Genomic DNA, 25,435 nt, shown 5'->3' on the forward strand with positions numbered 1-25,435 from the left:
CCCCCCCCGCTGGCTATTGTTTCAAAGATATATTTACTTAACAAAAAAATAATATAAAAAATTATTGCATATTCATTTATGGTTAAGTTAGTCTCAAATTATTGCAAATTTTGCTGTATTGTAAACACAATAGATTTTTGAGGTTGTTGTGGTAGAAAATGGATTGTTTCGCGTTAATGCTGTAAAGCAACAAAGCGCCCGTTTAGATGGTGACGTTATTATTGCCCAGCCGGTAAGCAGTAGTTTGCTTACTATTGTTCTGCTGTGCGTAATCATTGCTATTGTGACGTTTCTCAGCCTCACTTCATTTAACCGCAAAGAAACTGTTAGCGGCTATTTAAAGCCGGATATCGGCTTGGCTAAAGTCGTATCATCCCGCACCGGTGTTATTCAACAAGTTTATGTCGATGATGGCCAGCAGGTACAAGCCGGCGACAGGTTAGCGCTGGTTACTATTCCGGAGCATTTGTCTGCCGGTGACAGCCTTACCGGCACCTTGTTTCAGGGCCTGGTGCAGCAAACCGAGCTGGTTAATTTGCGTAAGCAGCAGGTAATTAACCAGTTTGTTCAGCAAGATGCCGAATTTACTACCCGGCTAACCTTAAGCCGTAATCTGCTTAACGATATTGCGGCGCAGCAACAGTTACTGCAGCAGCGGCTGCAGCTTAATCAGCAGCGTTATCAAAATTACCGCGATCTGAATAACCGCGGTGCTATTTCCACCAATGAACTGCAACAGCAACACGAACTGGTACTGAATATTCAGCAGCAACTGGCCGAGTTAAATGCCAGCGAACAAAGCCAAAAAGCCCAAATAGAGCAACTTAGCGGCCAGTTACATCGCCTGCCAGGTGAACAGCAACAACAACTGGCAGTGCTCGACAGCGATATTTCGCGGCTTAAGCAACAACAAACCGAACTTAATGCCCGTGGCGAGCTGTTAATCACCGCCCCGATAGCCGGCCGGGTAACGAATCTAGTGGCAGAAATAGGCAACAATGTGCAAATGGGCTTACCACTGCTAACCATAATGCCGGATAACGCAGAATTACAGGCCGTATTGTTGGTGCCTACCCGTGCTTATGGTTTTGTGATGCCGGGTCAGCAGACCCGCTTACGCTTTGATGCTTTTCCGTATCAGCGCTTTGGTTTATACGAAGGGGAAGTAATAAAAACGGCGCAGGCAATCGTACTTCCGAACGAAGTAGATATGCCTGTCGCCGTACAGGAGCCGGTGTACCGGGTAGAGGTAGCACTGGCTTCACAACACATCCGCGCTTATGGCAACACAGTCCCGCTGCAATCGGGCATGCTGTTAAGCGCAGATATCGTGCTGGAACAACGCAGCCTGTTAGCCTGGTTGTTCGAGCCGGTTTTAAGCCTGAAAGGGCGGTTATAACGCTCATAACGAGCAAACCTTTAAACTTAAAAACGTCTCAAGGAGAGATAGTATGCAAGAGTTAACATTTGAGCAAGTTGAAGAAGTGAGTGGTGGTAGTCGAATTCGAGGCCTTTTAGATGCAGCCTCTTACACTGCAATGTTTATGGAAGCAAAGCAGCTTGTGCAATCGGGGGGTGGATACTTCTATGACAACGTTATGCTTTCTAACAATTGGATAGATGATTTGAATTGGACCCAAAAATAAATAAACTTTGACCAATACCAATATAGTTTCATAGGCAAGCTACTAATGGCTTGCCTATTCTGAGGTTTTTAATGGTTTATTATAGCTTGAGAGATGTTATCGTTATCTATTTTGGTGGTGGCGCATTGTTCTTAATTTTTAGTAGTTTGCCACTTCCACAATACATAGATGAATACACTGTCATTATGATTTCAACTTTGTGTATTCTATTTTCTATAGATTCCATTAGGGTAAAATCTGTGGCTTCTATGAATATTAGCTTCGAAGATATCAATTTAAAGCTTTTTAACATTTTATTGATCGCCGGAATTTCTATTTTTACCATTACTTCTTGGCTAAGAGAAGGTGGTGGCTTTTCCTATACGTATTGGGATTTTTTTCGAGCAGTTTTTATTTCTCCCTTTTTCGAAGAGCTGATGTTCAGAGTGATTTTGCTGGGTTTCCTTGTGGGGCTATTAAAAAATTTTTGGCTTTCAGCATTTATCGTTTCAACTGCCTTTGCTTTTTCTCATGACTCAGATATTTTCATTTACTCTTTCTTAATGTCTTTAATCTTTTGTTTTATCAGGCTATCGGCAAAGTCAGTATTGCCATGCATTGCTCTGCACGCTTTCCATAATTTGGCTATTTTATTTTTTGATGGAGATATTGTCTGACGCAATAATTAGCTGGATTAAATTTGAGATTACTTGAAAAATGATAAGTAGTAAAAACATATGATCTACCAATCCGAAGCAGCTGAATGCGGTCTGGCCTGTATTGCTATTGTGGCCAATCATCATGGCCATCAGCTGGACTTAACCACTTTACGCAATCGCTATAGCGTGTCACTTAAAGGCGCCAATTTACAGCAGCTAATGCAATTAGGTAACCAGCTGGGCTTAACACCGCGGGCGTTAAAGCTGGACTTAGACGACTTAAAAAACCTGCGTACACCCTGCATTCTGCACTGGGAAATGAACCACTTTGTGGTGCTGCAAAAAGTGCATCGCAACGGCATTACCATTCTCGACCCGGCCATGGGCGAGCGGCGTTTATCGCTGGATGAAGTCGATAAAGCCTTTACTGGTGTAGCGCTGGAGCTAAGCCCTGGTAACGAATTTAAAAAAATAGACGAACGGGTGCGTTTAGGCTTAACAGCGTTTTGGACCAAAGTACAAGGCCTGGTGCCATCGCTGGTTAAGTTGTTTGTATTGTCGTTGCTGTTACAGGCATTTGTGCTGGCCGCCCCTTATTACACCCAGTTGGTGGTGGATGAAGTGCTGGTAAGCCAGGATGAGCCGTTGTTGGTGGTATTAGCACTGGGCTTTGGCCTTATTATGCTGCTACAGGTGATTACCCAAACCTTGCGCGGCTGGGTGGTGCTGCATTTAGGCTCGGTAATGAGCGTACAAATGGCGGCCAATTTAATGCGCCACCTGCTGCATTTGCCACTTAGCTATTTTGAAAAACGCCATATGGGTGATGTGGTATCGCGCTTTGGTTCGTTAAATTCAGTACGTGAGTTGCTTACCAATAGCCTGGTGGAGGGTGTGATTGACGGCATTATGGCCATAGCGGTGCTGGTAATGATGTATTTATACAGCCCGCAGCTGAGTCTGGTGGTAGGTATTGCGGTACTGCTCTATGCGCTTTTACGCTGGGCTTTGTACCGGCCATTACATCAGTTAACCGAGGCCAGCATAGTTGCGTCGGCTAAAGAGCAAAGCAACTTTATGGAAACCGTGCGCGGCATGCAAAGCATTAAGTTATTTGGCCTGCAAACCCAGCGCTTAAATATCTGGCAAAACCGCTTTGCCGATGCGGTAAACCAGAATTACCGCCTGGGTAAGTGGCAAATATCCTACAGCACCATTAACCAGTTATTGTTTGGCATAGAAAACGTATTGGTAATTTACTTAGCTGCACTGGCTGTAATGGCCGGTGATATCAGCGTGGGTATGTTGTTTGCTTTTATCGCCTATAAAAACCAGTTTACCAGCCGTACAGCCGCCCTGATTGATAAAGTGGTCGAAATAAAAATGACCCGGCTACATCTGGATCGCCTGGCCGATATTGCCTTAACAGAGAAAGAAGACGAAGGCAGTGCCAGCGATAGCCGCGAGTTAAGTGGCCAATTAAGCCTGAGTAACATTAGCTTTCGTTATGCCAGTAATGACCCGCTGTTGTTCAATAGCTTAAACCTGGAGGTAAAAGCCGGTGAAAACGTTGCCATTATTGGCCCTTCCGGCACCGGTAAAACCAGCCTGATGAAAATTATGCTGGGTTTACTGCCTGGCGAGAGCGGTAAAGTAGAAGTAGATGGCGTGGATATTCGCCATTTGGGTTTGCGGCATTACCGTAGCCAAATTGCTGCCGTAATGCAGGACGACCAGCTTATGTCCGGCACTCTGGCAGAGAATATCAGTTTCTTTGATAGCCAGATGGATATGCAACAAGTAGTAGAATGCGCCCAACTGGCGGGTATTCACCAGGATATATCGGCTATGCAAATGGGCTATAACGCCTTAGTGGGTGATATGGGCAGTTCGTTATCCGGCGGGCAAAAACAAAGGCTGTTATTGGCGCGGGCACTGTATCGTAAGCCAAAAATACTGTTTATGGACGAAGCCACCAGCCATTTAGATGTGCAGCTGGAGCACTATGTAAACCAGGCGATTAAGCAGCTGAATATGACACGGATTATTATCGCCCACCGGCCGGAAACCATAATAAACGCAGAGCGGATTATACAACTGCATAATGGCCAATTGCAGGATGTCACTGACGCTTATAAAGCACAATTTATGCGGGCATAACAAGCAAATAAAAAAGCAGAGTTACACCGGGGAGTAGTAACTCTGCAGACACACGGGGAGGTGTAATCTTAACTAAACCGGCGTGGGCGCTTACTCCACACCGGGTAACTCAGGTAACAGCAGGCGCTTACTCTGCAGCTACCTTTAACGCTGTATCAACAGGCGCTTACTCTGTCGATACCTTTAACGTTGTATCAGCAGGTGTTTATTCTGCAGATACCATGGCAACATCCAGGCCGCTGTTAGCGTTGTTTAACGCTAACTCTAAGCGTTGCAGGTTGTGCTGACTTACATCGCTGCGGTTTAATTCTGCCGCGCGTTTAAAGTCGGCCAGTGCCGCCAGGTTGTTGTTTTGTAACAAACGCAGTACGCCACGGTTAGTCAGGGCATAAGCGCGCATTTCGCGCTTGTCGCTGTTGCTGACATGGCTGAACTGCTGGGCAGCAGATACTGCGCTGTCGCATGCCGTTGTTGCCTGATCCAGCTTACCGCTTTTGGTAAAGCCTACGCACAGGCTCATTTGGCGGGAGAAGTTATCCACTTCTGCGCTGTTGCTGGCCAATGTTTCGCTGATACCCTGGTCAAATTGACCGGCCTGTAAGGCGGCTACACCAGGTGTATCTTCAATCAGTACCATTTTATAGCCGTTGGTGGTGGCTGATGCGAGGAATGAACCTGAGGCCATCAGCATCAACGCCAAAGAACTGCCTAATTTAATTGCTCTCGCTTTCATAATGTGTTGCTCCCAATTTCCCATCCAGGCAGCCGCTATCGGTCTGCAGGTGTAAGTTTGAGCAAAAGCACTAAATCTGACAAACGATAAAAAAACACCTGATAAGTGAAAAAAATTCATTTATCAGGCGCTAATGTCTTTCATATAAGGTGGTGTGGCGAATTTACTTATCCAGATGAAAGCTTTGCAGTATCCAGTCAATCAGCAGCTGTATTTCATGCCGGTTTGGGTCTTCGTCGTGCCGCACCAGATAATAGCGGTCGCGACTGAGTAGTTCCTGCTCAAATAAACGCTGCAGGCTGCCGGTGCTGAACCAGCTGCTGCTGATCGGCAGCGGTATCAGTGCCACGCCCAGCCCTTGCTGTGCCGCGCGGGCCACACTGAACATGCTGTCGAGCTGCATAATTTGTTTCGGCTGAAAGTTGTGATAACCCACGTGCTCGGCCCATTGATGCCAGGCGTGCGGCCTGGCCTGGTGCAGTATCAGCGGTACCTGTTCCAGTATGCGGTAGCCTTTGCTGTGCCATTTGTTGTACTGGGCGGTGTTGCAGGCCGGTACATAGCTGATGGGGAACAGGTCATAAGCGATAACTTCTTCCGGCTTTTTACCGGATAGTATTATTGATAAATCGGTGTACTTCGGGCTGTCGCGGCGCGATTTTACCGTTTCCAACGTCAGGTTAATGTTGGGATATTGTTCTGACCAGCCAATTAACCTTGGCACAAACAGCTCGCTGGCAAAAAACTCCGGCATCGAGATACTGACTTCCAGCATACGCTCAGCCTGGCTGAACTCGCCGATGGTGGTGGCCAATTGCTGCATTAAGGGCGCTATGGCCTGATAAAAGCGTTTACCGGTTTCGGTTAGCACTATGGCGCGGGTTTTGCGCTCAAACAAGGCTAAATTGAGGTTATCTTCCAGCTGTTTTATCTGGTGGCTAACCGCAGACGGCGTTAAATACAGCTTTTTGGCTGTTTCTTTAAAACTTAAACATTCGGCAGCGACACAAAAGCAGCGCAGGCCGCGCATTGGTGTGTGCAGTGGTAACATAAATTATCCGCTTAACTGGCTAAAAGTGGCAGCTGTAGTGTTACAGCTGAATATGACAAGCTTAAGCAATAGTTACACCAGTGCAACTGCTGAGGGTAATTAATTGAAAATAAACTTGTTAATTAACGCTATTAGCCAGCCGTTATGGCCTGTTGCACGCTGTTGGTGCAAGGAAATAGCTGTTTACGTTAGCAATGGAAACCGTAAGGCAATATCACTGCCACTAAACTTAGCGACCCAACCGTCGGGGTTATTGAATAAACGTATGGCGCTGAATTCCGGTTCGCTGCCCATATCAAACCAATGGGTAGTGCCGGCGGGTACACTGATCAGGTCGTTTTGCTGGCACAGTACCTGATACACCTTGCCGGCAATATGCAGGCAAAACAAACCCTGACCGCGCACAAAAAAGCGCACTTCATCTTCACTGTGGGTATGCTCGGCGAGAAATTTTTGCCGCAATGCGGCCTTATCCGGGTGATTAGCGCTAAGCGAAATAACATCAACCGTAATATAACCACGCTCGTGCTTTAAGCGCTGAATATCTGCTGCATATGCCTGCAGGATGTCGTCGTTGCTGCTGAGTGCGCTTAACGGCGCACCGGCTTGCCATTGCTCAAAGCGAATACCGGCGTTGGCCAGTACCGCACTGATTTCGCCGGCGTCACTGCTTTCAAGCAGCGGTTGTGTGGCATTATCAACCGCAAACAGACGTAGATGGCTCATGACTACAGCTCCTCAATTTGGCTAAAACTGCTTACCGCCGGGTGGTCAGACGGGCTCTGGCCGTCACGAATTAACTGCACCGTAGCAATACCCAAGACTTTGGCGGCATCCAGCTCGGCGGTCACGTCGGATAAAAACAGCACTTGTTTAGGCGGCAACTGCAGCTGTTGCAAAATGGCGGCATAGGAGGATATATCGCGTTTGGCGCCAACGCGGGTGTCAAAATAGCCGCTAAATAAGGGCGTTACATCGCCGAAATCACTGTAGCGGAATAGCAACTGCTGTGCCTGCACCGAGCCGGAGCTGTAAACGTACAGCTTTATACCTTGTTGCTGCCATTGCGTTAAGGTCGCAAACGCGTCCTGATACAGATGGCCGCGAAAGGCGCCGCTTTGATAACCCTGCTGCCATACCATGCCTTGCAGCGCTTTTAGCGGCGTGATTTTCTGATCTTCAGCTATCCATTGCTGCAGCCTGGCAATAATGGCGTCGACAGTGGCATCAGCTTGCTGCATCAGTGCGCGGCAAGCATCCAGCGCGGCGGCTACTGCTGCATCGCTGAGATTGGCGCGGATAAAACCCGGCAATTCGCGGGCGGCGTAAGGAAACAACACCTCTGTGACAAAGCTGATACGGCTGGTAGTGCCTTCAATGTCGGTGATAATGGCAGAGTACTTCACGGCTTACCTTGTTAGTTTTAACCTTTCAAGCTCGCAGTTTATAAGAAACTCCCAGCCTTCTAAATGCCTTTTTGCTTCATCCGGGCTGCGGCCCCAAACATAGAGACCATGGCCACGCACCAGTAAGCCCCAATTTAACGGTTGCTGTTGCCAGCGCTGTGCTACCTGCTGCGCCAGTAGCGGAATATCCTGGGTGTTGTCAAACAGCGCCAGGGCGCAGGGGATGTCATGGCTGCTATTGCCACTGATGGCTTTTTGCATTTCATAGCCATGGAACAGGTAGCTGTCGTCGCTGATCAGCCGGGAAAACACCGTTGCCGGCACCGAATGAGTATGCAATACCGCTTTTATCGCCGGGTCGAGCTGATACAGCCGGGCATGCAGCGCGGTTTCTGCCGACGGCGTGCCCGGGCAGCTTAACTTGCCATCCTGCCAGCTTACCGGCAGCAAGTCCTGCGGGCTTAGCTCGCCTTTATCTTTACCGGAGGCGGTTACCAGCGCACTGTACTCACCGCTTCGGATCGAAAAATTACCGCCGGTAGCCGGTACCCAATGCCGGTTGGCGATCCAGCGCCCCAGCGCGCATAAGGCGATGGCGTTTGGATTAAGCTGATGCAGTTGGGCGGTGTTATTCATAATAAGTTAAACCTGCTTGCTATACGTTCAAACGTTTAGATGTCTATACATAAAACGGGCTAAATGATAGCATTCAAGCCGGTTTTAGCAACTTTTTCTTGCCGATATGATACTCAAAAGCAAACTGCCGGGCGTTGGCACTACTATCTTCAGCCAGATGTCGCAACTGGCAACTGAGCAGCAAGCCATTAATTTATCGCAGGGTTTTCCGGACTTTCCCGCCAGCCCGCAGTTGGTTTCAGCGCTGGCACAATACAGCGCGCAGGGCCTGAATCAATATGCACCGATGCCGGGAGTCATGGCATTGCGTGAGCAAATTGCTGCGCTGGTACAGCATTGTTATGGCCGCATTATTTGCCCTGCAGCAGAGATTACCGTGACCAGCGGTGCCACTGAGGCACTGTTTGTTGCCATCGGCGCCACAGTAAACCCCGGCGATGAGGTGATTATTTTTGACCCGGCGTACGACAGCTACGCACCAGCGATTGCGCTAAACGGCGGCAAAGCCGTGCATATTGCGCTGCATGCGCCGGATTACCGCGTTAACTGGCAGCAAGTAGCTGATGCGATAACGGCGCGCACCAGATTGATCATTGTTAACAGCCCGCATAACCCCAGCGGCATGGTGTTTAGCCACTCTGACTGGCTGGCGCTGCAGCAACTGGTGGCAGCGCATAACCTGTACTGTATCAGCGACGAAGTATATGAGCATATGGTGTTTGACGGCGCGATGCAGCTTAGCGCTAACGGCTTTAGTGAGCTGGCAGCACGCAGTTTTATTGTGTCGTCGTTTGGCAAAACTTTTCATGTTACCGGCTGGAAGCTGGGCTATTGTGTGGCGCCGGCGGCCCTGACGGCAGAGTTTCACAAAATTCATCAATACGTTACCTTTTCCAGCTTTACGCCGGCGCAATATGCCATCGCTGATATGCTTAAGCTGCATAGTGAGCAGGTGCGCAGTTTGGCGGCGTTTTATCAGCAAAAACGCGACAGCTTCGCCACACTGTTGGCCAATAGTCGTTTTAAGTTGCTGAGTTGCCAGGGCACTTATTTTCAGCTGGCGGATTACAGCGCGATAAGTGAGTTGGATGATGTTGCCTTTTGCCGCTGGCTGGCCACTGAGCACAAGGTAGCGGCGATACCGTTGTCAGTGTTTTATCAAACGCCGCCACAAAGCCGTATTATCCGCTTCTGTTTTGCGAAGCAGCAAAGCACACTTGAGGCAGCAGCGGAGGCGTTATGTCAGATTTAATGCTATTACAGGTTGCGGTGTTGCAAACTGCTTTGGTATGGCAAGACGCCGCGGCAAACCGCCGCCAACTGGCGCAGCAGATGCGACAGATTAGTGCTGATTTGATTGTGCTGCCGGAAATGTTCAGCAGTGGTTTTTCGATGCAAAGTGATGTTATCGCTGAGCCCGAAGGCGAAACACTTGCCTGGCTTAAACAGCAGGCAGCGCAATGCGGGGCGGCGTTGTGTGGCTCGGTGGCCACCCGCACCGGGCGTGGCTGTGTTAACCGCTGCTATTTTGTCACGCCGGATGGCAGCGTTAGCTATTACGATAAAAAGCACCTGTTTCGTATGGCCGGTGAACATCAGGCTTATATTGCCGGGGAACAGCGGGTGGTGGTGCAGTATCGCGGCTGGCGCTTGCTGCTGCAGGTATGTTATGACTTGCGCTTTCCGGTTTTCAGCCGTAACCGCAATGACTACGATGTGGCACTGTATGTTGCCAACTGGCCGGCTGCCCGCTCGCATGCCTGGCGTACCTTGTTGCAGGCGCGGGCGATAGAAAACCTGGCATTTGTACTGGGCTGTAACCGTGTTGGCACAGATGGCAATGGGGTTGACTACAGCGGCGACAGCCTGATTGTCGATTATCGCGGCCAGCCCGTCGCAGAACTGGCCTCAGCAGCTGCCGGTGTGCTGCAGGCCGGGTTAGACTACGCCCAATTGATGCAGTACCGGCAACAGTTTCCGGCCCATCTGGACGCCGATCCGTTTCAACCGGGCTAATCTTGTTCACTGCAGCAGGATAATTTTACCTGCCTTAACAAGGAGCGGCGATGTCGCGCTTACACCCCACCGCAGTGATCTTCAGCGGGTTTTTCTTATTAGGTAACCTGATTATTCTTTGGGGTATGTTACTGCCGGATATGGCAAAAAGCCTGAATATGGCGCCGGCCATCAGCGGCGTATTTTTCAGCTTAATGTCTGCCGGCACTATTATCGGCGCCATTATCGGCGGCAAATATGTACAGAAGTTTCACTTTTTGCGCCTGTTTGCGTTGCTGGCTCTGAGCGAAACCATGCTGCTGTTGTTGCTGTCGCTGGTTAACAGCTGGCAGTGGTTACTGCCGCTGATTTTGCTGGTCGGTCTGACTTACTCCATCATGTTTACCATTGGCCATACGCTGATCGCACGGCTGTTTGCCAACAAACGCGCCGCTATGATGGGCCTGATGGATTTTATGTTCAGTTTGGGCACCTTAACGGCACCCTTGTGGGTCGTGATGCTGTATTGGCTGCTGGATGACTGGCGCTGGCCGGTGCGGATTATTGCGCTGGGCTTATTGCTGGTGGCGGCGTACAGCTGGCGCGTGGCGCAGCAGCAACCTGTGTTGGCGGCCAGCCACAGCAACAACGGCCGGAGCCTGTCGTATCTGACTGTGCTGCGCCAGCCGCTGTTCTTTATTATGCTGCTGGTGATGATAGGCTATGGTGCGGCAGAGTGGGGCCAGGGTAATTGGTTTGTCAGTTATGCGGTAGATGGCATGGGTTACCAGGCTGAGAGTGCACGGCTGCTGCTGGCCTGGTTTACCGGCGGTATGGTGTTAAGCCGGCTGGGTTTTGCGCTATTGCTGCGCTGGCTCACACCCGGCCAACTGATGCTGTTACTGGGTAGCTTTGCACTTAGTGGTGCGGTATTGCTGGTGCTGACGCAGGGGTATTGGCCGATAGCGCTGGGCAATCTGGCTTTGGGTTTAGGTATCGGCGGTTTATTTCCGCTGATGTTATCTACCGCCATGGATCTGGATGCCGACAATGGCCCGGTGTTATCCGGCCTGGCCAGCATTGGCACTTCTGTAGGCTTTCAGTTTGCCGGTTTGGCTACCGGCATCTGGGCGCAGCATGCCGGTATCGCGCAGGCTTTCTTGCTGGTGCCGCTGGCCTGTGGCTGGTTGCTGGCTATGTTGTGGCTGTTCAGCCTGCTGTTGCAGCGGCGCAAGCCGGTCCGGTAGCGGTTATGCCGTGGCGGTGTAGTCGCGGCACAACAACCACAGCCGTGTATCCAGCTCGAGTTGATGGTAGGCCGGCTCCATATGCTGACACAGTTTATAAAAGGCTTTGTTGTGGTCTTTTTCTTTAAAGTGGGCTAATTCATGTACCACGATCATGCGCAAAAAGGCTTCCGGTGCCTGCTTAAACAATGCCGCTATGCTGATGCTGTTATGCGCTTTAAGCTTATTGCCCTGCACCCGGGAGGCAAAGGTATGCATGCCCAGCGCCTGCTTTATCACATTAAGTTTGCTGTCGTAACGTACCTGGCTAAGTGATGGCGTGTTGCGCATATAGTTGTTTTTCAGCTCATTAACATAGCCATACAGCGCTTTATCGCTTTGCACCTGATGCACTGCGGGGTATTTTTCTGCCAGGTAGCTGCTTAGGCGGCCGCTTTGTAATAAACCGGTTGCCTGCTGCTGAATATGTTCCGGATAACCGGCAAGGTAATTAATGCTGTTCACGTTTTAGCTGGTTAACAGGATAAAGCCGGCAGTATAGCGTCTGTTTGTCGCGACGTCAGCCGCCGCGGTCGCAGTTGCGTACAGCAGGCTTGACCAAAACCGCATTCGCAGTAACACTGTATGCCCATTACTAACATGAGTTTAACCAGTGAGCGAAATTAACTGGGCTGCCTTGCAACAGGCTGCGAAACAAGCCGCCGCACAGGCTTATGCGCCATACAGCAAATTCCCCGTCGGTGTGGCCGTGTTGGCCGACAGCGGCAAAATTTATACCGGCTGCAATGTTGAAAACGCCTCATACGGCGGCACAGTGTGCGCCGAGCGTAATGCCATAGGCGCTGCTGTGGTAGCCGGTGAGCGCAAATTTACCGCACTGCTGGTGTATACACCGCAAGAGATGCTAACACCACCGTGCGGTATTTGCCGCCAGGTCATTGCCGAGTTTTTTACACCCGATGCCCCCATCGCCAGTTGTAATCACTTACAGCAACAGCAAAATTGGACGCTGGGCGAGTTATTGCCGGCGGCCTTTACGCCAACCTATTTAGCCAACAGCACTAAAGTTGGAGCTTAATACATGATCCCGCAGGAAATTATTAAAACCAAACGTAACGGCGGCAACTTAAGCCAGGCCGAAATTCAGCAGTTTGTCCGTGGCTTGACTGACGACAGCTTCAGTGAAGGTCAGGTGGCAGCGCTGGCAATGGCGATTTATTTAAACGGTATGCATACCGATGAAATAGTCGCGCTAACGTTGGCGATGCGCGACAGCGGCACGGTATTAAACTGGCAGGGCAAGTTAAATGGCCCGGTGGTAGATAAACACAGCACCGGTGGTGTCGGCGACAAAGTAACGCTGATGTTGGCGCCGATGGTTGCGGCCTGTGGCGCTTATATGCCCAGCATTGCCGGCCGTGGTTTGGGCCATACCGGTGGCACAGTGGATAAGCTGGAGACCATCCCGGGTTACAGCTGTACCCAGCCACTGGAAAAAATTCAGCAGTTATTACCACAATTGGGCTGCGTTATCGTTGGCCAAAGCAGCCAGTTGGCGCCGGCCGATCGGCGTTTATATGCAATTCGCGATGTGACCGCTACGGTAGAGTCTATACCGCTTATTACCGCCTCTATTTTGTCGAAAAAGCTGTCTGAGGGCTTAGATGCGCTGGTAATGGATGTGAAAATTGGTAACGGCGCCATTATGCGTACCGTCGATGATGCCTCGGCGCTGGCCACCAGTATTGTTAACGTGGCCAACGGTGCCGGCGTACCCACCCGGGCACTGTTGAGCGATATGAACCAGATTTTAGGCAGTACCGCTGGCAACGCGCTGGAGGTGATGGAAACGCTGGATTACTTAACCGGCAAATACCGCGAGCCACGCTTGCACCAGATAACGCTGGAGCTGGGCGCCAATATGTTAATGCTGGGCGGCTTACACAAGGATAAAGCCAGCGCGGTGGCGGCGTTAGAGCAGAGTTTAAGTTCGGGCAAGGCGGCAGAAATTTTTGCCAAAATGGTAGCGGCACTGGGCGGCCCGGCCGACTTAATAGAAAAACCACAGCAGTATTTGGCTGGCGCGCCTGTGGTGCAGGACATTATTGCACCGCAAAGCGGCTATTTGCACTACCAGGATACTGTTGGTTTGGGCATGGCGGTAGTACGTTTAGGCGGTGGCCGTGCGCATCCCGGGCAGCAAATTGACCCTGCGGTAGGCTTTAGCCATATTCTGCCAACCGGTAGCCGGGTAGAGCAGGGCGATGTGCTTGCCAAAGTGCATGCTGCTACTACCGATGCTGCTGCAGTAGCGGCGAAGGAATACCAGGCGTCACTGCGTGTGGCAAATACCACAGCGTCTTATCCGTTGGTGCACCATACTATTGGTTAAATGATTGACCGGCTAAGCTGGCGGCTGATTGAGTTGGGCCCCGTTATTGGCTACAGTTACAATAATTTATTTCGGGACGCCTCCATGCTATTACGTTGTTTGCTACTGCTGCTGGCCGGCAGTGCTTACGCTAAACCACAACTGACCTGGTTACAAACCGACTGGCCGCCGCATCAGATTGTCAGTGGTCCGTTTCAGGGCCAGGGCACCTTTGACCTTTTGTTGCAGCAGCTCAGTACCGCCATGCCGCAGTTTGAACACCAAACGCGGCTGGTTAACCTCGCCCGGCTGGAACAGGCATTTTTGCTAAAGGAGCCGGCACTTTGTGCGCTGGGAACCTTATACTCTGAACAGCGCGCGCAAAACCGGCTGTTTTCGGCACCTTTGGCGGTAGGGCCGGCACTGGCTGTAGGTTATATCGCCGGTAAACTAACGACACATCCGGCAATGCAGGACGATGGTGCAGATATACAAAAGCTAGCACTGGATAAAGCCCTGACAGGCGCTTATCAACCCAACCGGCTTTACCCTGAGGTTATAGCAGCCTTGCTGCGCCATCCGGACAGTAATCTTAGCAGTCATGCTTTTACCAGCGAAATTAATGCTGCCGGTTTACTTGCCGGCAACCGCGTGGATTATGTGGTGGAGTATCCGGAGCGGATGCAATACTACAATCAGTTGTTGCCGCAGGCGGCAATGCTGGAGCATCGGGCTATAGTGGGCGCCAATGTTGCCAGCGTGTCTTATATTACCTGTAGCACCGATGATGTGGGGCAGGCGGCAATAGCCGCCGTGAATAAGCTGCTACCAGCGTTGTGGCAACAGCCGGAGTACAAAGACGCCATACAGCGCTGGCTGGATGACAGTGCCCGGCGCAGGCTGAGCACTGATCTGGAAAAACTGCAGCAGCAAGCGTTAATGCAGCTTGAGGCGCGGTCGCACGATACGGTTAATGCGGGCCACTAAGCTGATCACCAGCATTTTCAGCCAGCCATGCAGCGCCACCTGATGCATACGGTACAGCGAAATGTAAGCCAGCCTGGCAATACGACCTTCAATCATCATGGCACCACCGACTAAGTTGCCCATTAAGCTGCCGACAGTACCAAAACGGCTGAGTGAAATTAATGAGCCGTGGTCTTTGTAGTTAAAATCCCGCAAGGCTTTGCCGTTTAACTCAGCCAAGATATTGGTGGCAACCAGGCTGGCCATCTGATGCGCCGATTGTGCGCGTGGCGGCACCCATTTATTATCTGCCAGCGGACAGCCGGTACAATCACCAATAGCATAAATACGGCTATCCAGCGTGGTTTGCAGTTTGCCGTTTACCAGCAATTGGTTTAGCCGGTTATTTTCCAGCCCGTCCAGTTTATGCAAAAAGTCCGGCGCTTTAATGCCGGCAGCCCATACCATAAGCTCAGCAGCCAAATGCTCATCCCCCAGTTGCAGGCCATACGCATCGGCGGCGGTCACTTTAGTGCTGGTACGTACCTGCACGCCGAGCTTTTGCAGCTCTTTTAACGCCGCAGTGGCGATACGTTCCGGTAATGCCGGTAAAATACGCGGACCGGCTTCGATAACGCTGATATTCAGCCGGTCTTTGCGTAAATCGGCAAAGCCGTACAGATTAAGCTCCGCAGCAGCATGATACAGCTCGGCGGCCAGCTCCACCCCCGTAGCGCCAGCGCCCACTATAGCGATATTCAGTTTATCTTTCGGATGGCCGGGGGAGTTCATTTTTAAATAGGCATCGAGTAAATGGCGCTGAAAACGCTGCGCCTGAGCCGGGCTGTCTAAAAAGATGCAATGTTCTGCCACACCCGGCGTATTAAAGTGGTTAGACACACTGCCAATGGCCAGCACCAGGTAATCATAAGCCAGCTCACGCGCTGCTAATACCTCTTCGCCATCATCGGCATATACCGGCGCCAGCGTGACGGTTTTCTGCTGCCGGTTAAGGCCGTAAAAACTGCCGAGCTGAAACTCAAAACCGTGCGTGGCGGCATGAGCGCGGTAACTCAGCTGATCAATTTCAACGTCCAGTGTGCCGGTGGCAACTTCATGTAACAGGGGTTTCCAGATGTGGGTATGGTTGCGGTCAATCAGGGTGATATGCGCTTTGCCTTGGCGGCCAAGCTTATTGCCTAAGCGGGTTGCCAGTTCGAGGCCGCCGGCCCCGCCGCCGATAACCACTACGCGTGGGCGTGTCATATGCTGGTTCCTTCTGTAAAAAATAAAGCGGTGCAACGTCTTGCCGGCAAACAACAGGCAAGAAAAAACCGGCACGAAGGCCGGCTTGGTCGGTTAGCTTTTTTGCCGTTTCATGGCATCAAAGAACTCGTCGTTGGTTTTTGTCATCAACAGACGGTCTATTAAGAACTCCATACACTCGGTTTCATCCATCGGATGCAGGATTTTGCGCAGGATCCACATTTTCTGCAGCTCTTCCGGCGAAGCCAGCAACTCTTCGCGGCGGGTGCCAGAGCGGTTAAATTCGATAGCAGGGAACACGCGACGCTCAGCAATTTTACGCGACAGGTGCAGTTCCATATTACCTGTACCTTTAAATTCTTCGTAAATTACTTCGTCCATTTTTGAACCGGTATCCACCAGCGCGGTAGCGATAATGGTTAAGCTGCCGCCTTCTTCCACATTACGCGCCGCACCAAAGAAACGTTTGGGTTTATGCAGGGCGTTAGCGTCAACACCACCGGTTAATACCTTGCCTGAGCTTGGGATCACGGTGTTATAGGCACGGGCTAAACGGGTAATAGAGTCCAGCAGAATAATAACGTCTTTTTTGTGCTCAACCAGGCGTTTGGCTTTTTCGATAACCATTTCAGCTACCTGCACGTGGCGGCTGGCCGGCTCGTCGAAGGTAGAGGCGATAACTTCGCCTTTAACCAAGCGCTGCATTTCGGTTACTTCTTCCGGGCGCTCGTCTATCAGCAGCACCATTAATACGCAATCCGGATGGTTGGCAGCGATAGATTGGGCGATATTTTGCAGCAAAATGGTTTTACCGGCTTTTGGCGGCGCCACGATCAAACCGCGCTGGCCTTTACCGATAGGCGAAGCTAAATCCAGTACCCGGGCGGTGATATCTTCACGGCTACCGTTACCACGTTCCATGCGTAACCGTGAGTTAGCATGCAGCGGGGTTAAGTTTTCAAACAGAATTTTGTTACGCGCCTGCTCCGGCCGGCCGAAGTTAACTTCGTTTACTTTTAACAGTGCAAAGTAACGCTCGCCTTCTTTTGGCGGACGAATTAAGCCGGAAATGCTGTCACCGGTACGCAGGTTAAAGCGGCGGATCTGGCTGGGTGACACATAAATGTCGTCCGGACCGGCTAAGTAAGAGCTGTCGCTGGAGCGCAGAAAACCGAAACCGTCCTGCAGAATTTCCAGCACACCATCACCGAAAATTTCTTCGCCGTTTTTGGCGTGGGATTTTAAAATGGCGAAAATAATGTCTTGTTTACGCAGGCGGGCCATATTTTCCTGGCCCATAGACTCAGCCAATTCAACCAGCTCGCTAATTGGCTTCAGTTTCAGTTCTGTTAAATGCATATTGATTGGGTTTCTTGTTGATATATAAACAGGGCAATGCTTATCGGTTCGATAGTATAAGGTTTGGAAGTGGTTTTTCGACAGACAAGCGTGGTTTAGAACGTTTTATTGGCTACACAATAGCAGTTGACTACATGTGCGTCCAGCGATGAAACAGAAAAAGGCGTATAAAAATACGCCTTTTTTCAGTTTATTCAGATGTTACCGTCTAAAAACTCTTTCAATTGCGTTTTAGACAGTGCGCCAACCTTAGTGGCGGCAACCTGGCCATTCTTAAACAACAACAGTGTAGGAATGCCACGAATACCAAATTTTGGCGGCGTATTCGGGTTGTGGTCAATGTTAACTTTGGCCACGGTTACTTTACCGGCATACTCTTTTGCCACGTCTTCCAGAATAGGAGCGATCATTTTACATGGACCACACCATTCCGCCCAGAAGTCGACTAAAACCGGTGCGTCGGCTTTCAGTACGTCGGTTTCAAAACTGTCGTCAGAAACCTGTAAAATTTGTTCGCTCATTTATGTCTCCGCTAGTGCTATGCAGCCTTGCTGCAAAAAAGTGTTATCAATTTAAACGTGGCTGTTCCTTATTGCAAGCGTAACGGTTATGCTTAGCGCCGTATGAATAAAACACACTTAACTTCGCATAAATTCGCCGATTTCGCATTGGCGCCACAGGTTCTTGACGCGTTAACCGCGCAAGGTTACGGCTATTGTACGCCCATTCAGGCGCAATGTTTACCACTGGCTCTCGCCGGGAAAGATATTGCCGGCCAGGCCCAAACGGGTACGGGTAAAACATTGGCGTTCTTAACAGCCACTTTCCACCATTTGCTTACCCATGAGCCCAAAGGTTCTGGTCAGCCGCGCGCCATCATCATGGCACCTACGCGTGAGCTGGCGGTACAGATCCATCAGGACGCAAAAATATTGGCCGATAAAGCCGGTTTACGTCTTGGTTTAATTTATGGGGGCGAGGGCTACGATACTCAACGCCAGTTGCTGGAAAATGGCGTAGATATTTTAATTGGTACCACAGGCCGTTTAATCGACTATTTAAAACAAGGCCTGTACGACTTATCACAAATTCAGGTAGTGGTGCTGGACGAAGCTGATCGCATGTTCGATTTGGGCTTTATTAAAGACATCCGCTTTATGTTTAACCGTATGCCGCCGGCGACAGAGCGCTTAAGCTTGTTGTTCTCAGCTACCTTGTCTTATAAGGTACAGGAACTGGCGTTTGAAAAAATGAACCAACCGGTGCACATCCATATTGCACCGGAAGAAATGACCGGCAGCCGTATCAGTGAAGAGCTGTTTTATCCGTCAGACGAACATAAACTGCCATTGCTGTTAACGCTGATGGAAGAAGAATGGCCGGATAAGGCTATTGTATTTGCTAACACCAAACACTGGTGTGAAGAAGTCCATGCCTGGCTTGAGGCTGACGGCCATCGTGTAGGTTTGCTTACCGGTGATGTGATCCAGAAAAAGCGTCTGCGCATTTTAGAGGATTTCACCAGTGGCAAGCTGGATATTCTGGTGGCAACAGACGTAGCCGCCCGTGGCTTGCACATTCCTAAAGTAAGCCATGTATTCAACTATGACTTACCGGACGATTGTGAAGATTACGTGCACCGTATCGGCCGCACCGGTCGGGCTGGTGAGAGCGGTAAAGCTATCAGCTTTGCCTGCGAGCGTTATGCACTGAACCTGACGGCGATTGAAGACTATATTCGTCATCCGGTACCGGTAAGCCAGTATGATGCCAGTGCACTGCTGGACGATATAAAAACGCCTAAACCACGGGTGCGCCGGCGTGCCGGCCAGGCCAGAACCGGCAGTCGTAGTGGCCCGGGTGGACGTAGCAGTAATGGCGCAAGAGCTCCTCGCAACCGTCCTCGTTAATCCGGCCTTAACGACCGGCCAATCACCGCATCAGGATATCTATGCGGTGATTGATCTTGGCTCAAACAGCTTCCATATGCTGATGGTCAAGGTTGTTGGTGGCTCGGTGCAGGTTATAGGCCGGGTAAAACGCAAAGTTCGCCTGGCCGCCGGCTTAAATGAAAATCTGGTATTAAGCCGCAAAGCGATGAAACGCGGTTGGGAATGCCTGGCATTATTTGCTGAGCGTTTACAGGATATCCCGCCGCAAAACATCCGTATTGTCGGTACCGCTACACTGCGGCTGGCAAAAAATGTCAAAACCTTCCTCAAAGAAGCCGAAGCCATTCTGGGCCAGAAAGTGACCGTGATCAGCGGTGAAGACGAAGCCCGCATTATTTATCTCGGTGTCGCGCACACCTCTAACAGTGACAGTAACCGTTTAGTTATCGATATCGGTGGTGCCAGTACGGAAGTAGTAATTGGCGCCGGTTTTACGCCATTGTTGTTATCCAGTCTGAATATGGGTTGTGTTACTTATCTGGAAAAATATTTCAGCGATGACGAGCTGAGCGAAGACAATTTTAACCGCGCGATTGCTGCGGCGGAGCAGCAAACTCTGGCTATAGCGCAGCAATATCAGCAAACCGGCTGGCAACTGGCTGTTGGTGCATCCGGCACAGTGCAGGCAATGCAGGAATGCCTGGTCGCTCAGGGAAAAGATGAAGTCATTACACTTAGCCGGCTGGAAGACATTATGCAGCAGGCACTGGCGTGTGGGCGCATGGAACAGTTGAACATAGTGGGTTTGGCGCAGGAGCGCAAACAAGTGTTCCCGTCCGGGCTGGCGATTTTAATTGCGTTGTTTCGTCGGTTAAATATCAGCGGCATGACCTTGTCCGGCGGCGCGCTGCGCGAAGGTGTGCTGTACAGCATGCTACCGCAACTGCAAAACAACGATGTGCGCAACCGCACAGTAAACAGCCTGATGGTGCGCTATTTTATTGACCAGCGCCATGCTGAGCGGGTGGCTGAGATGGCGTGTGAGTTGGCCAATCAGTTGCAAAGCCGCTGGGATTTACAAAAATTTGAAGGCCACAGCATGCTAAGAAGCGGCGCTTTGCTGCATGAGCTGGGCCTGTTAATTGAGTATAAAAACCACCATCACCACGGCGCCTATATTATTAACCACTCTGATTTACCCGGCTTTACCCGTGCTCAGCAGCAGTTAGTTATGGCGTTGGTGCATAACCACCGTGCTGATATCAGTCGTGAAATTATCGCCCGCCAAACCATGACATCAGTGCTGCTAACGGTGCGTCTAACTCGTATTTTGCGGCTGGCGGTGATTTTATCGATGCGCCGGCGCCACGAAGTGCTGCCGCAGGTAAATATCAGCAGCAAAGGCGAGCAATTAACGCTGAGCATGCCGCAAGGCTGGCTGGAACAGCACCCGCTGATGCGGGCCGAGTTGGAGCAGGAAGTACAGTATCAGCAGCAAACCGGTTGGGAGCTGCTGATCAAATAAGGATGCTACGGAGAAGCAGTGCGTTCTAAAGCAACCGTTGAACGCAGGGACGCGTGAATCGAGTCCCCACGGAAGGGTTTACGGCGTGTTGCTGTGGACGCACTGCTTCTGCGTTGATGGGTCTTAGCCGCCTTGCTTTAACCAAATCGCCACTTTTTTGGCAAAGTACGTCAGAATGCCGTCGGCGCCGGCGCGTTTAAACGCCAATAAAGACTCCATAATTACCGGCTGTTCTGCCAGCCAGCCGTTCTGAATAGCCGCCATATGCATAGCGTATTCGCCACTGACCTGGTAAGCAAAAGTAGGCACACCAAACTCATCTTTTACCCGGCGGACTATATCTAAATACGGCATTCCCGGTTTTACCATTACCATGTCGGCACCTTCTTCCAGATCTTGTGCTACTTCGTGCAATGCTTCGTTGCTGTTGGCCGGATCCATCTGATAGGTTTTTTTATTGCCGCCTTTTAAATTACCGGCAGAGCCTACTGCATCGCGAAACGGGCCATAGTAGCTTGAGGCATACTTGGCTGAGTACGCCATAATGCGGGTGTTCACAAAACCGGCGTCTTCCAGCGCTTCACGAATAGCACCAATGCGGCCGTCCATCATATCTGAGGGGGCAACAACATCCGCGCCGGCTTCTGCGTGTGACAACGCCTGTTTAATTAATGCGGCGGTAGTAATGTCGTTCATTACATAGCCGCTGTCATCGATAATGCCATCCTGACCATGAGTGGTAAAAGGATCCAGTGCCACATCAGTGATAATGCCAAGTTCGGGCACATGCTGCTTTAGCAAGCGCACTGCGCGCTGTGCCAGGGCTTCCGGGTTCCAGGCCTCTTCGGCCTGCAGTGATTTTTTGTCAGCAGCGGTAACCGGAAACAGCGCAATAGCCGGAATGCCCAGTGCAGCCAGCTCTTTGGCTTCTGCCAGCAGTAAATCCAGGCTCAGGCGTTCAATACCCGGCATGGACGCGATGGTTTCGCGTTGGTTGCTGCCTTCTATAATAAACATCGGGTAAATTAAGTCGTTTACTGTCAACTGATTTTCCGCCATTAAGCGCCGGCTGAAATCATGTTCGCGCATACGGCGTAAACGGCTGGCAGGGAAAAAACGATTAGTGTTCATCTACGTCTCCGGTAACGGTTTCCGCCTGTTGCGGCACGGTAAGTGGCGGGTAACTTTGCACCTGATCACGGCCTGCCGCTTTAGCGCGATACAGTGCCTGATCGGCAAAACCAATATATTCGTCATTGTCGCTGTAACGGCCCGGTACAGCGGCGTAGCAGCCGGCACTAAGCGTAACAGTAACGGCTTGCTGGTTGCACATCAGCGGTGAGGCCGCCAGTACACCGCGGATTTGCTCTGCCAGCTGCAATGCGCCTTCTGCCGTGGTGTTGGGCAAAATTAACGCAAACTCTTCGCCGCCATAGCGGCATAGCTTATCTGCCGGGCGCTTGAGCTGCTGTTTAATCAGCTGTGCTACGGCGGTAATGGCTTGATCGCCTGCAAGGTGGCCAAAGTTATCGTTAAGCCGTTTAAAATGATCAATGTCCAGCAACACCAGCGCCAACGTGCGCAGTTCGCGGCGGCTGCGTTTTAATTCGGCGCGCATTTGCCGGTCAAAATAGGCACGGTTATACACGCCGGATAAGGCATCGGTCAGGCTCTGTTGTTCCAGCTGCAGATTTTTTTCTGCCAGCTCATCCAGAGTAATTTGCAGTTCAAAACTGTGTGAACGCAGTTGGCTTTCTAATTCGGCGGCAGTTTTTTGCCAGCGCAGCAATTTAATAGCAGCGGCTATGCCGGTAAGTAAAGCGCCTGCTATTATGCCGGCCAAAAAGTAAGGCAACATATCAGCCATGGTGCAGGCTCCTGTGCAACAGATTATCCGGCCCGGTGTTAAACAAGCGTTGGCAATTTTGCCACTGTTGTTCGGCCAGTTGCTTGATATCAGCTTGTTTTAACTGCGCGACCATGGCAGCAATAGCTGGTAAGAACGCCGGTTCGTTGCGCCGGCCTGCTGGTTTAGGGTTAAGGTTGCGTGGCAGTAAATAGGGCGCATCGGTTTCCAGCAGCAGCCGGTCGGCCGGAATGTAAGCTACCGCTTCACGCAATACTGCACCACGGCGCTCATCGCACAGCCAGCCGGTGATACCGATATACAGGTCAAGATCCAGCCAGGCCTTTAACTGCGCAGTATCGCCGGTAAAGCAATGCGCTACGCCTTTCGCCGGTGGCTGTTCCTGCAGCATTGCCAACTGGGTATCAAAGGCGTCACGTTCGTGCAAATACACCGGCTTGTTAAATTGGCTTGCCAGCTGCAATTGTTCGGCAAATACCTGTTGCTGCTGCGGTCGCGGCGAAAAATCGCGGTTAAAATCCAGACCACATTCACCAATGGCGACGACTTCGTTTGCGTGAATCAGTTCAGACAACTGCGATAGCCAATCAGCTTCAACGTTTGCGGCCCGGTGTGGATGGACACCGGCGCTGCTGAAACAACCACTGTGTTGCCGGCAAAACGCTGTGTTAAGTTTGCTTTCGCTGATATCACTGCCAATTAACAGCAACTGGCCTATGCCGGCCTGCGCTGCGCGTTCAACCACCTCTGCCCGATCCTGATCGAACTGATTGCTGAACAAATTGACACCGATATCGCACCAGATCATTTTTCTCGCCGTACGCGGATAGTGCGGTTGTTGTTGTCGTTACCAAGGAAGAACGAGTTTAATACGCCGCGTTTGACATAGTGTTGTTCACCGGCGGCAATTTTATAGTAGTCAGTGCCGTTTTGGCGCCACACCTGGCCGTTATCAAACTCGACAATCAGTTCTTTGCGCGGGCTATACTGTACACTCTTAACCAGCAGGTAAATTTGCTCCGCTGCGCCTTCAACTGTTTTACGGTGTTCGATACCAAAGTCGGCTTCAGCCGTGGTTGGTGCATCAGCTACGGCTGCAACATGCGCTGCAGTTGCCGGAGTGTCGGGTGCTGCCGGCTTAGCGCTGCTTGCAGTCGGGACAGCGGCTTCTGTGGCAGTAATAGCATCGTAACAAGTAAGACGGTGCAGTGCGTTTTGTTCGGCGCGACATAACTCCAATGCTTGCTCAAGCGGGATGGCGGCGCCGGCATTCAGTGGCAGGGCAGTGATAACAACACAAGCGGCCAGAAAATATTTCATAATTGCTCTTCCTGTTCTTCGGTTTCTTCTGCAGGGCGGGGTTGGTAAAACCGGCTTAACATTAAACCCAACTCAAACAGCAACCACATTGGCACTGCTAATAAGGTCTGCGACAACACATCCGGCGGGGTTAACAGCATACCAAGGATAAAAGCACCGACTACGATATAGGGTCGCTTTTCTGCCAACGCATCACGGGTGGTTACGCCGGTCCAGACCATCAGTAAAATAGCGACCGGAATTTCAAACGATAAACCAAAAGCAAAAAACAGCTTGAGGACAAAATCTAAATAGTTGCTGATGTCAGTTGCGACAGTAACACCTTCCGGGGCCACACTGGTAAAGAAACCGAAAATAATCGGGAACACTACAAAATAGGCAAAGGCTATGCCGCTGTAAAACAAAAGGGTGCTGCTGATGACCAAAGGCGCCATCAGGCGCTTTTCCCGTTTATACAACGCCGGTGCGACAAATTGCCACACTTGATACAGTACATAAGGAATAGCCAGACAGATAGCGACAATAAAGGTAAGCTTAAACGGCGCGAAAAACGGTGCAGCCACGTCTGTGGCAATCATGCTGCTGTTTTCCGGTAGCACAGCCATCAGTGGTTTTGCCAAAAGGTGATAAAGCTCTTGCGCAAACGACGCCAGCGCAGCAAATACAATGATTACTGCGATAACGCAGCGCAACAAGCGGTTACGCAGTTCAATTAAATGCCCGAGCAGGCTGTCGGGGCTGGCGTTAAGACTCATGTTTCTTTTCGTTACCGGTAGAGGATAAAGGCGCATTGACATCTGCTGCGGCCTGCTTTAATTCATCCAGAGCCGCTTGTTCCTGCGCGGTAAGATTAAGTAAGCCCTTGGCTTCAGCATCTTTCAGTTTTTGGTGCAGCTCGTGAGCCCGTAAATCGGAATTAAGCTCGGCCTGCATTTGCTGGCCGAATTGCTTCACACTGCGCACCGTTTTGTGCACCGAGCGGATAGCGCCGGGCAGCCGTTCGGGCCCCAGCACTAACAGGGCGACTACGCCAATAACGACCAGCTCCCAAAAGCCCATAATTTACACTTTATCTTTTGGTGCAGTTTGTTTAGTCGCAGACTTATCAGCGTCAGCTTTGGCGTGTTCAGATAATTGTGCCGGTGTCTCATCGCTGTCTTTGTCGTCGGCGTCATCTTTAACCGAGTTGCGAAAGCCCTTGATGGCTGAGCCAAGATCAGAGCCGATGCCGCGCAGCTTTTTGGTGCCAAACAACAGCACGATAATCGCTAAAACAATAAGTAACTGCCAAATACTGATATTACCGAACATGGTTTATCCTCGTTGAATAGTAAATAACGGCGACGTTGCCACCGCT

The 25,435-nt window shown here is 50.8% G+C and carries 28 protein-coding genes; 12 read left to right on the forward strand and 16 right to left on the reverse strand.

The features are described 5' to 3' along the window. Positions 1 to 148: 148 nt before the first annotated feature. The 4 genes from HRH59_RS14235 (at position 149) to HRH59_RS14250 (ending at position 4,444) form a co-directional block, all read left to right on the forward strand. The gene (locus tag HRH59_RS14235; RefSeq protein WP_173501945.1) at positions 149 to 1,399 is read left to right on the forward strand and encodes an HlyD family secretion protein; all 1,251 of its coding nucleotides are present in this window, start codon (positions 149 to 151) and stop codon (positions 1,397 to 1,399) included. Between the two features lie 52 nt (positions 1,400 to 1,451). Next, positions 1,452 to 1,646 carry a hypothetical protein gene (locus HRH59_RS14240; RefSeq protein WP_173501946.1) on the forward strand — a complete coding sequence of 65 codons (195 nt, stop codon included), beginning with the start codon at positions 1,452 to 1,454 and terminating at the stop codon, positions 1,644 to 1,646. An 86-nt stretch (positions 1,647 to 1,732) separates the two neighbouring features. Further along, complete coding sequence (locus HRH59_RS14245; RefSeq protein ID WP_173501947.1) at positions 1,733 to 2,302, forward strand: CPBP family intramembrane glutamic endopeptidase; 570 nt, start codon at positions 1,733 to 1,735, stop codon at positions 2,300 to 2,302. 60 nt (positions 2,303 to 2,362) lie between these two features. Then, positions 2,363 to 4,444 carry a peptidase domain-containing ABC transporter gene (locus HRH59_RS14250; RefSeq protein ID WP_173501948.1) on the forward strand — a complete coding sequence of 694 codons (2,082 nt, stop codon included), beginning with the start codon at positions 2,363 to 2,365 and terminating at the stop codon, positions 4,442 to 4,444. Between the two features lie 205 nt (positions 4,445 to 4,649). Here the strand turns inward: HRH59_RS14250 and HRH59_RS14255 are convergent, their stop codons facing one another. The 5 genes from HRH59_RS14255 to HRH59_RS19205 form a co-directional block, all read right to left on the reverse strand. Continuing rightward, the gene (locus HRH59_RS14255; RefSeq protein ID WP_173501949.1) at positions 4,650 to 5,177 is read right to left on the reverse strand and encodes a tetratricopeptide repeat protein; all 528 of its coding nucleotides are present in this window, start codon (positions 5,175 to 5,177) and stop codon (positions 4,650 to 4,652) included. A gap of 163 nt (positions 5,178 to 5,340) precedes the next feature. After that, positions 5,341 to 6,228 carry a LysR family transcriptional regulator gene (locus tag HRH59_RS14260; protein ID WP_173501950.1) on the reverse strand — a complete coding sequence of 296 codons (888 nt, stop codon included), beginning with the start codon at positions 6,226 to 6,228 and terminating at the stop codon, positions 5,341 to 5,343. Between the two features lie 183 nt (positions 6,229 to 6,411). After that, positions 6,412 to 6,954, reverse strand: coding sequence for a 1,2-dihydroxy-3-keto-5-methylthiopentene dioxygenase (locus HRH59_RS14265; protein WP_173501951.1), 543 nt, complete (start codon positions 6,952 to 6,954; stop codon positions 6,412 to 6,414). A 2-nt stretch (positions 6,955 to 6,956) separates the two neighbouring features. Beyond that, a complete protein-coding gene (gene mtnC, locus HRH59_RS14270; protein ID WP_173501952.1) occupies positions 6,957 to 7,634 on the reverse strand; it encodes an acireductone synthase in 678 nt (225 codons plus the stop codon). 3 nt (positions 7,635 to 7,637) lie between these two features. Next, a complete protein-coding gene (locus HRH59_RS19205) occupies positions 7,638 to 8,270 on the reverse strand; it encodes a methylthioribulose 1-phosphate dehydratase (RefSeq protein WP_173501953.1) in 633 nt (210 codons plus the stop codon). Between the two features lie 106 nt (positions 8,271 to 8,376). Here HRH59_RS19205 and HRH59_RS14280 point away from each other — a divergent pair, with 106 nt between their 5' ends. Genes HRH59_RS14280 through HRH59_RS14290 form a run of 3 tightly spaced genes read left to right on the forward strand, consistent with a single transcriptional unit; the run spans position 8,377 to position 11,512 of the window. After that, on the forward strand, positions 8,377 to 9,522 hold the full coding sequence (locus HRH59_RS14280; protein WP_173501954.1) for a methionine aminotransferase: 1,146 nt from the start codon (positions 8,377 to 8,379) through the stop codon (positions 9,520 to 9,522). After that, positions 9,510 to 10,286 (forward strand): amidohydrolase, encoded by a 777-nt coding sequence (locus HRH59_RS14285; protein ID WP_173501955.1) that lies wholly within the window; start codon positions 9,510 to 9,512, stop codon positions 10,284 to 10,286. Before HRH59_RS14280 ends, HRH59_RS14285 begins: the two co-directional genes overlap by 13 nt. Before the next feature lie 50 nt (positions 10,287 to 10,336). Further along, positions 10,337 to 11,512, forward strand: coding sequence for an MFS transporter (locus HRH59_RS14290; RefSeq protein ID WP_173501956.1), 1,176 nt, complete (start codon positions 10,337 to 10,339; stop codon positions 11,510 to 11,512). A gap of 3 nt (positions 11,513 to 11,515) precedes the next feature. Here HRH59_RS14290 and HRH59_RS19370 read toward each other — a convergent pair whose 3' ends face one another. Next, positions 11,516 to 12,016, reverse strand: coding sequence for a YgjP-like metallopeptidase domain-containing protein (locus tag HRH59_RS19370; protein WP_173501957.1), 501 nt, complete (start codon positions 12,014 to 12,016; stop codon positions 11,516 to 11,518). A gap of 148 nt (positions 12,017 to 12,164) precedes the next feature. Between HRH59_RS19370 and HRH59_RS14300 the strand changes: the two genes are divergently transcribed. From HRH59_RS14300 to HRH59_RS14310, 3 genes are all read left to right on the forward strand, one after another. Next, entirely contained in the window at positions 12,165 to 12,590 is a 426-nt protein-coding gene (locus HRH59_RS14300; RefSeq protein WP_173501958.1) for a cytidine deaminase, read from the forward strand. A 3-nt stretch (positions 12,591 to 12,593) separates the two neighbouring features. Next, positions 12,594 to 13,904, forward strand: coding sequence for a thymidine phosphorylase (deoA, locus tag HRH59_RS14305; RefSeq protein ID WP_173501959.1), 1,311 nt, complete (start codon positions 12,594 to 12,596; stop codon positions 13,902 to 13,904). 84 nt (positions 13,905 to 13,988) lie between these two features. Further along, positions 13,989 to 14,870, forward strand: coding sequence for a hypothetical protein (locus tag HRH59_RS14310; RefSeq protein WP_173501960.1), 882 nt, complete (start codon positions 13,989 to 13,991; stop codon positions 14,868 to 14,870). On the opposite strand, the gene HRH59_RS14315 is transcribed toward HRH59_RS14310, so the two are convergent. The 3 genes from HRH59_RS14315 to trxA form a co-directional block, all read right to left on the reverse strand. After that, the gene (locus HRH59_RS14315) at positions 14,820 to 16,115 is read right to left on the reverse strand and encodes an NAD(P)/FAD-dependent oxidoreductase (protein WP_173501961.1); all 1,296 of its coding nucleotides are present in this window, start codon (positions 16,113 to 16,115) and stop codon (positions 14,820 to 14,822) included. The genes HRH59_RS14310 and HRH59_RS14315 overlap by 51 nt on opposite strands. 93 nt (positions 16,116 to 16,208) lie before the next feature. Further along, on the reverse strand, positions 16,209 to 17,474 hold the full coding sequence (gene rho, locus HRH59_RS14320) for a transcription termination factor Rho (protein WP_173501962.1): 1,266 nt from the start codon (positions 17,472 to 17,474) through the stop codon (positions 16,209 to 16,211). 194 nt (positions 17,475 to 17,668) lie between these two features. Then, positions 17,669 to 17,995 carry a thioredoxin TrxA gene (gene trxA / locus HRH59_RS14325; protein WP_173501963.1) on the reverse strand — a complete coding sequence of 109 codons (327 nt, stop codon included), beginning with the start codon at positions 17,993 to 17,995 and terminating at the stop codon, positions 17,669 to 17,671. Positions 17,996 to 18,097: 102 nt separating this feature from the next. On the opposite strand from trxA, the gene rhlB reads away from it, so the two are divergent. Together rhlB and gppA are read left to right on the forward strand one after the other, a co-directional pair. Further along, entirely contained in the window at positions 18,098 to 19,384 is a 1,287-nt protein-coding gene (gene rhlB, locus HRH59_RS14330; protein ID WP_173501964.1) for an ATP-dependent RNA helicase RhlB, read from the forward strand. After that, positions 19,350 to 20,891 (forward strand): guanosine-5'-triphosphate,3'-diphosphate diphosphatase, encoded by a 1,542-nt coding sequence (gppA, locus tag HRH59_RS14335; RefSeq protein WP_173501965.1) that lies wholly within the window; start codon positions 19,350 to 19,352, stop codon positions 20,889 to 20,891. Before rhlB ends, gppA begins: the two co-directional genes overlap by 35 nt. A gap of 123 nt (positions 20,892 to 21,014) precedes the next feature. Here the strand turns inward: gppA and hemB are convergent, their stop codons facing one another. The 7 genes from hemB to tatA are packed head-to-tail and all read right to left on the reverse strand — an operon-like array spanning position 21,015 to position 25,389. Beyond that, the gene (gene hemB, locus HRH59_RS14340; RefSeq protein WP_173501966.1) at positions 21,015 to 22,022 is read right to left on the reverse strand and encodes a porphobilinogen synthase; all 1,008 of its coding nucleotides are present in this window, start codon (positions 22,020 to 22,022) and stop codon (positions 21,015 to 21,017) included. Beyond that, positions 22,012 to 22,758, reverse strand: coding sequence for a GGDEF domain-containing protein (locus HRH59_RS14345; protein ID WP_173501967.1), 747 nt, complete (start codon positions 22,756 to 22,758; stop codon positions 22,012 to 22,014). Before HRH59_RS14345 ends, hemB begins: the two co-directional genes overlap by 11 nt. After that, positions 22,751 to 23,566: a TatD family hydrolase gene (locus HRH59_RS14350; protein ID WP_173501968.1), complete on the reverse strand. Its 816-nt coding sequence runs from the start codon at positions 23,564 to 23,566 to the stop codon at positions 22,751 to 22,753. The genes HRH59_RS14345 and HRH59_RS14350 overlap by 8 nt, the downstream gene beginning before the upstream one ends. After that, positions 23,563 to 24,078 (reverse strand): hypothetical protein, encoded by a 516-nt coding sequence (locus tag HRH59_RS14355; protein ID WP_173501969.1) that lies wholly within the window; start codon positions 24,076 to 24,078, stop codon positions 23,563 to 23,565. Before HRH59_RS14355 ends, HRH59_RS14350 begins: the two co-directional genes overlap by 4 nt. Continuing rightward, positions 24,075 to 24,833, reverse strand: a complete 759-nt coding sequence (gene tatC, locus HRH59_RS14360; protein WP_173501970.1) for a twin-arginine translocase subunit TatC — start codon at positions 24,831 to 24,833, stop codon at positions 24,075 to 24,077. Before tatC ends, HRH59_RS14355 begins: the two co-directional genes overlap by 4 nt. After that, the gene (gene tatB, locus HRH59_RS14365; protein WP_173501971.1) at positions 24,823 to 25,137 is read right to left on the reverse strand and encodes a Sec-independent protein translocase protein TatB; all 315 of its coding nucleotides are present in this window, start codon (positions 25,135 to 25,137) and stop codon (positions 24,823 to 24,825) included. The genes tatC and tatB overlap by 11 nt, the downstream gene beginning before the upstream one ends. A 3-nt stretch (positions 25,138 to 25,140) precedes the next feature. Next, a complete protein-coding gene (tatA, locus tag HRH59_RS14370; RefSeq protein WP_173501972.1) occupies positions 25,141 to 25,389 on the reverse strand; it encodes a Sec-independent protein translocase subunit TatA in 249 nt (82 codons plus the stop codon). Positions 25,390 to 25,435: the final 46 nt, after the last annotated feature.

Origin of the sequence: Rheinheimera lutimaris, from assembly GCF_013283795.1 — a bacterium.
Lineage (GTDB): Bacteria > Pseudomonadota > Gammaproteobacteria > Enterobacterales > Alteromonadaceae > Alishewanella > Alishewanella lutimaris.

What these genes read in the sequence shown, in the direction of transcription:
- HRH59_RS14240 (WP_173501946.1), top strand. Translation starts at nt 1,452, where the DNA reads ATGCAAGAGTTAACATTTGAGCAAGTTGAAGAAGTGAGTGGTGGTAGT.
- gppA (WP_173501965.1), top strand. Translation starts at nt 19,350, where the DNA reads ATGGCGCAAGAGCTCCTCGCAACCGTCCTCGTTAATCCGGCCTTAACG.
- HRH59_RS14250 (WP_173501948.1), top strand. Translation starts at nt 2,363, where the DNA reads ATGATCTACCAATCCGAAGCAGCTGAATGCGGTCTGGCCTGTATTGCT.
- tatA (WP_173501972.1), bottom strand. Translation starts at nt 25,389, where the DNA reads ATGTTCGGTAATATCAGTATTTGGCAGTTACTTATTGTTTTAGCGATT.
- HRH59_RS19205 (WP_173501953.1), bottom strand. Translation starts at nt 8,270, where the DNA reads ATGAATAACACCGCCCAACTGCATCAGCTTAATCCAAACGCCATCGCC.
- HRH59_RS14260 (WP_173501950.1), bottom strand. Translation starts at nt 6,228, where the DNA reads ATGTTACCACTGCACACACCAATGCGCGGCCTGCGCTGCTTTTGTGTC.
- HRH59_RS14355 (WP_173501969.1), bottom strand. Translation starts at nt 24,078, where the DNA reads ATGAAATATTTTCTGGCCGCTTGTGTTGTTATCACTGCCCTGCCACTG.
- HRH59_RS14280 (WP_173501954.1), top strand. Translation starts at nt 8,377, where the DNA reads ATGATACTCAAAAGCAAACTGCCGGGCGTTGGCACTACTATCTTCAGC.
- hemB (WP_173501966.1), bottom strand. Translation starts at nt 22,022, where the DNA reads ATGAACACTAATCGTTTTTTCCCTGCCAGCCGTTTACGCCGTATGCGC.
- rho (WP_173501962.1), bottom strand. Translation starts at nt 17,474, where the DNA reads ATGCATTTAACAGAACTGAAACTGAAGCCAATTAGCGAGCTGGTTGAA.
- tatC (WP_173501970.1), bottom strand. Translation starts at nt 24,833, where the DNA reads ATGAGTCTTAACGCCAGCCCCGACAGCCTGCTCGGGCATTTAATTGAA.
- tatB (WP_173501971.1), bottom strand. Translation starts at nt 25,137, where the DNA reads ATGGGCTTTTGGGAGCTGGTCGTTATTGGCGTAGTCGCCCTGTTAGTG.
- HRH59_RS14265 (WP_173501951.1), bottom strand. Translation starts at nt 6,954, where the DNA reads ATGAGCCATCTACGTCTGTTTGCGGTTGATAATGCCACACAACCGCTG.
- HRH59_RS14315 (WP_173501961.1), bottom strand. Translation starts at nt 16,115, where the DNA reads ATGACACGCCCACGCGTAGTGGTTATCGGCGGCGGGGCCGGCGGCCTC.
- HRH59_RS14310 (WP_173501960.1), top strand. Translation starts at nt 13,989, where the DNA reads ATGCTATTACGTTGTTTGCTACTGCTGCTGGCCGGCAGTGCTTACGCT.
- trxA (WP_173501963.1), bottom strand. Translation starts at nt 17,995, where the DNA reads ATGAGCGAACAAATTTTACAGGTTTCTGACGACAGTTTTGAAACCGAC.
- HRH59_RS14290 (WP_173501956.1), top strand. Translation starts at nt 10,337, where the DNA reads ATGTCGCGCTTACACCCCACCGCAGTGATCTTCAGCGGGTTTTTCTTA.
- rhlB (WP_173501964.1), top strand. Translation starts at nt 18,098, where the DNA reads ATGAATAAAACACACTTAACTTCGCATAAATTCGCCGATTTCGCATTG.
- deoA (WP_173501959.1), top strand. Translation starts at nt 12,594, where the DNA reads ATGATCCCGCAGGAAATTATTAAAACCAAACGTAACGGCGGCAACTTA.
- HRH59_RS14350 (WP_173501968.1), bottom strand. Translation starts at nt 23,566, where the DNA reads ATGATCTGGTGCGATATCGGTGTCAATTTGTTCAGCAATCAGTTCGAT.
- HRH59_RS14285 (WP_173501955.1), top strand. Translation starts at nt 9,510, where the DNA reads ATGTCAGATTTAATGCTATTACAGGTTGCGGTGTTGCAAACTGCTTTG.
- HRH59_RS14255 (WP_173501949.1), bottom strand. Translation starts at nt 5,177, where the DNA reads ATGAAAGCGAGAGCAATTAAATTAGGCAGTTCTTTGGCGTTGATGCTG.
- HRH59_RS14345 (WP_173501967.1), bottom strand. Translation starts at nt 22,758, where the DNA reads ATGGCTGATATGTTGCCTTACTTTTTGGCCGGCATAATAGCAGGCGCT.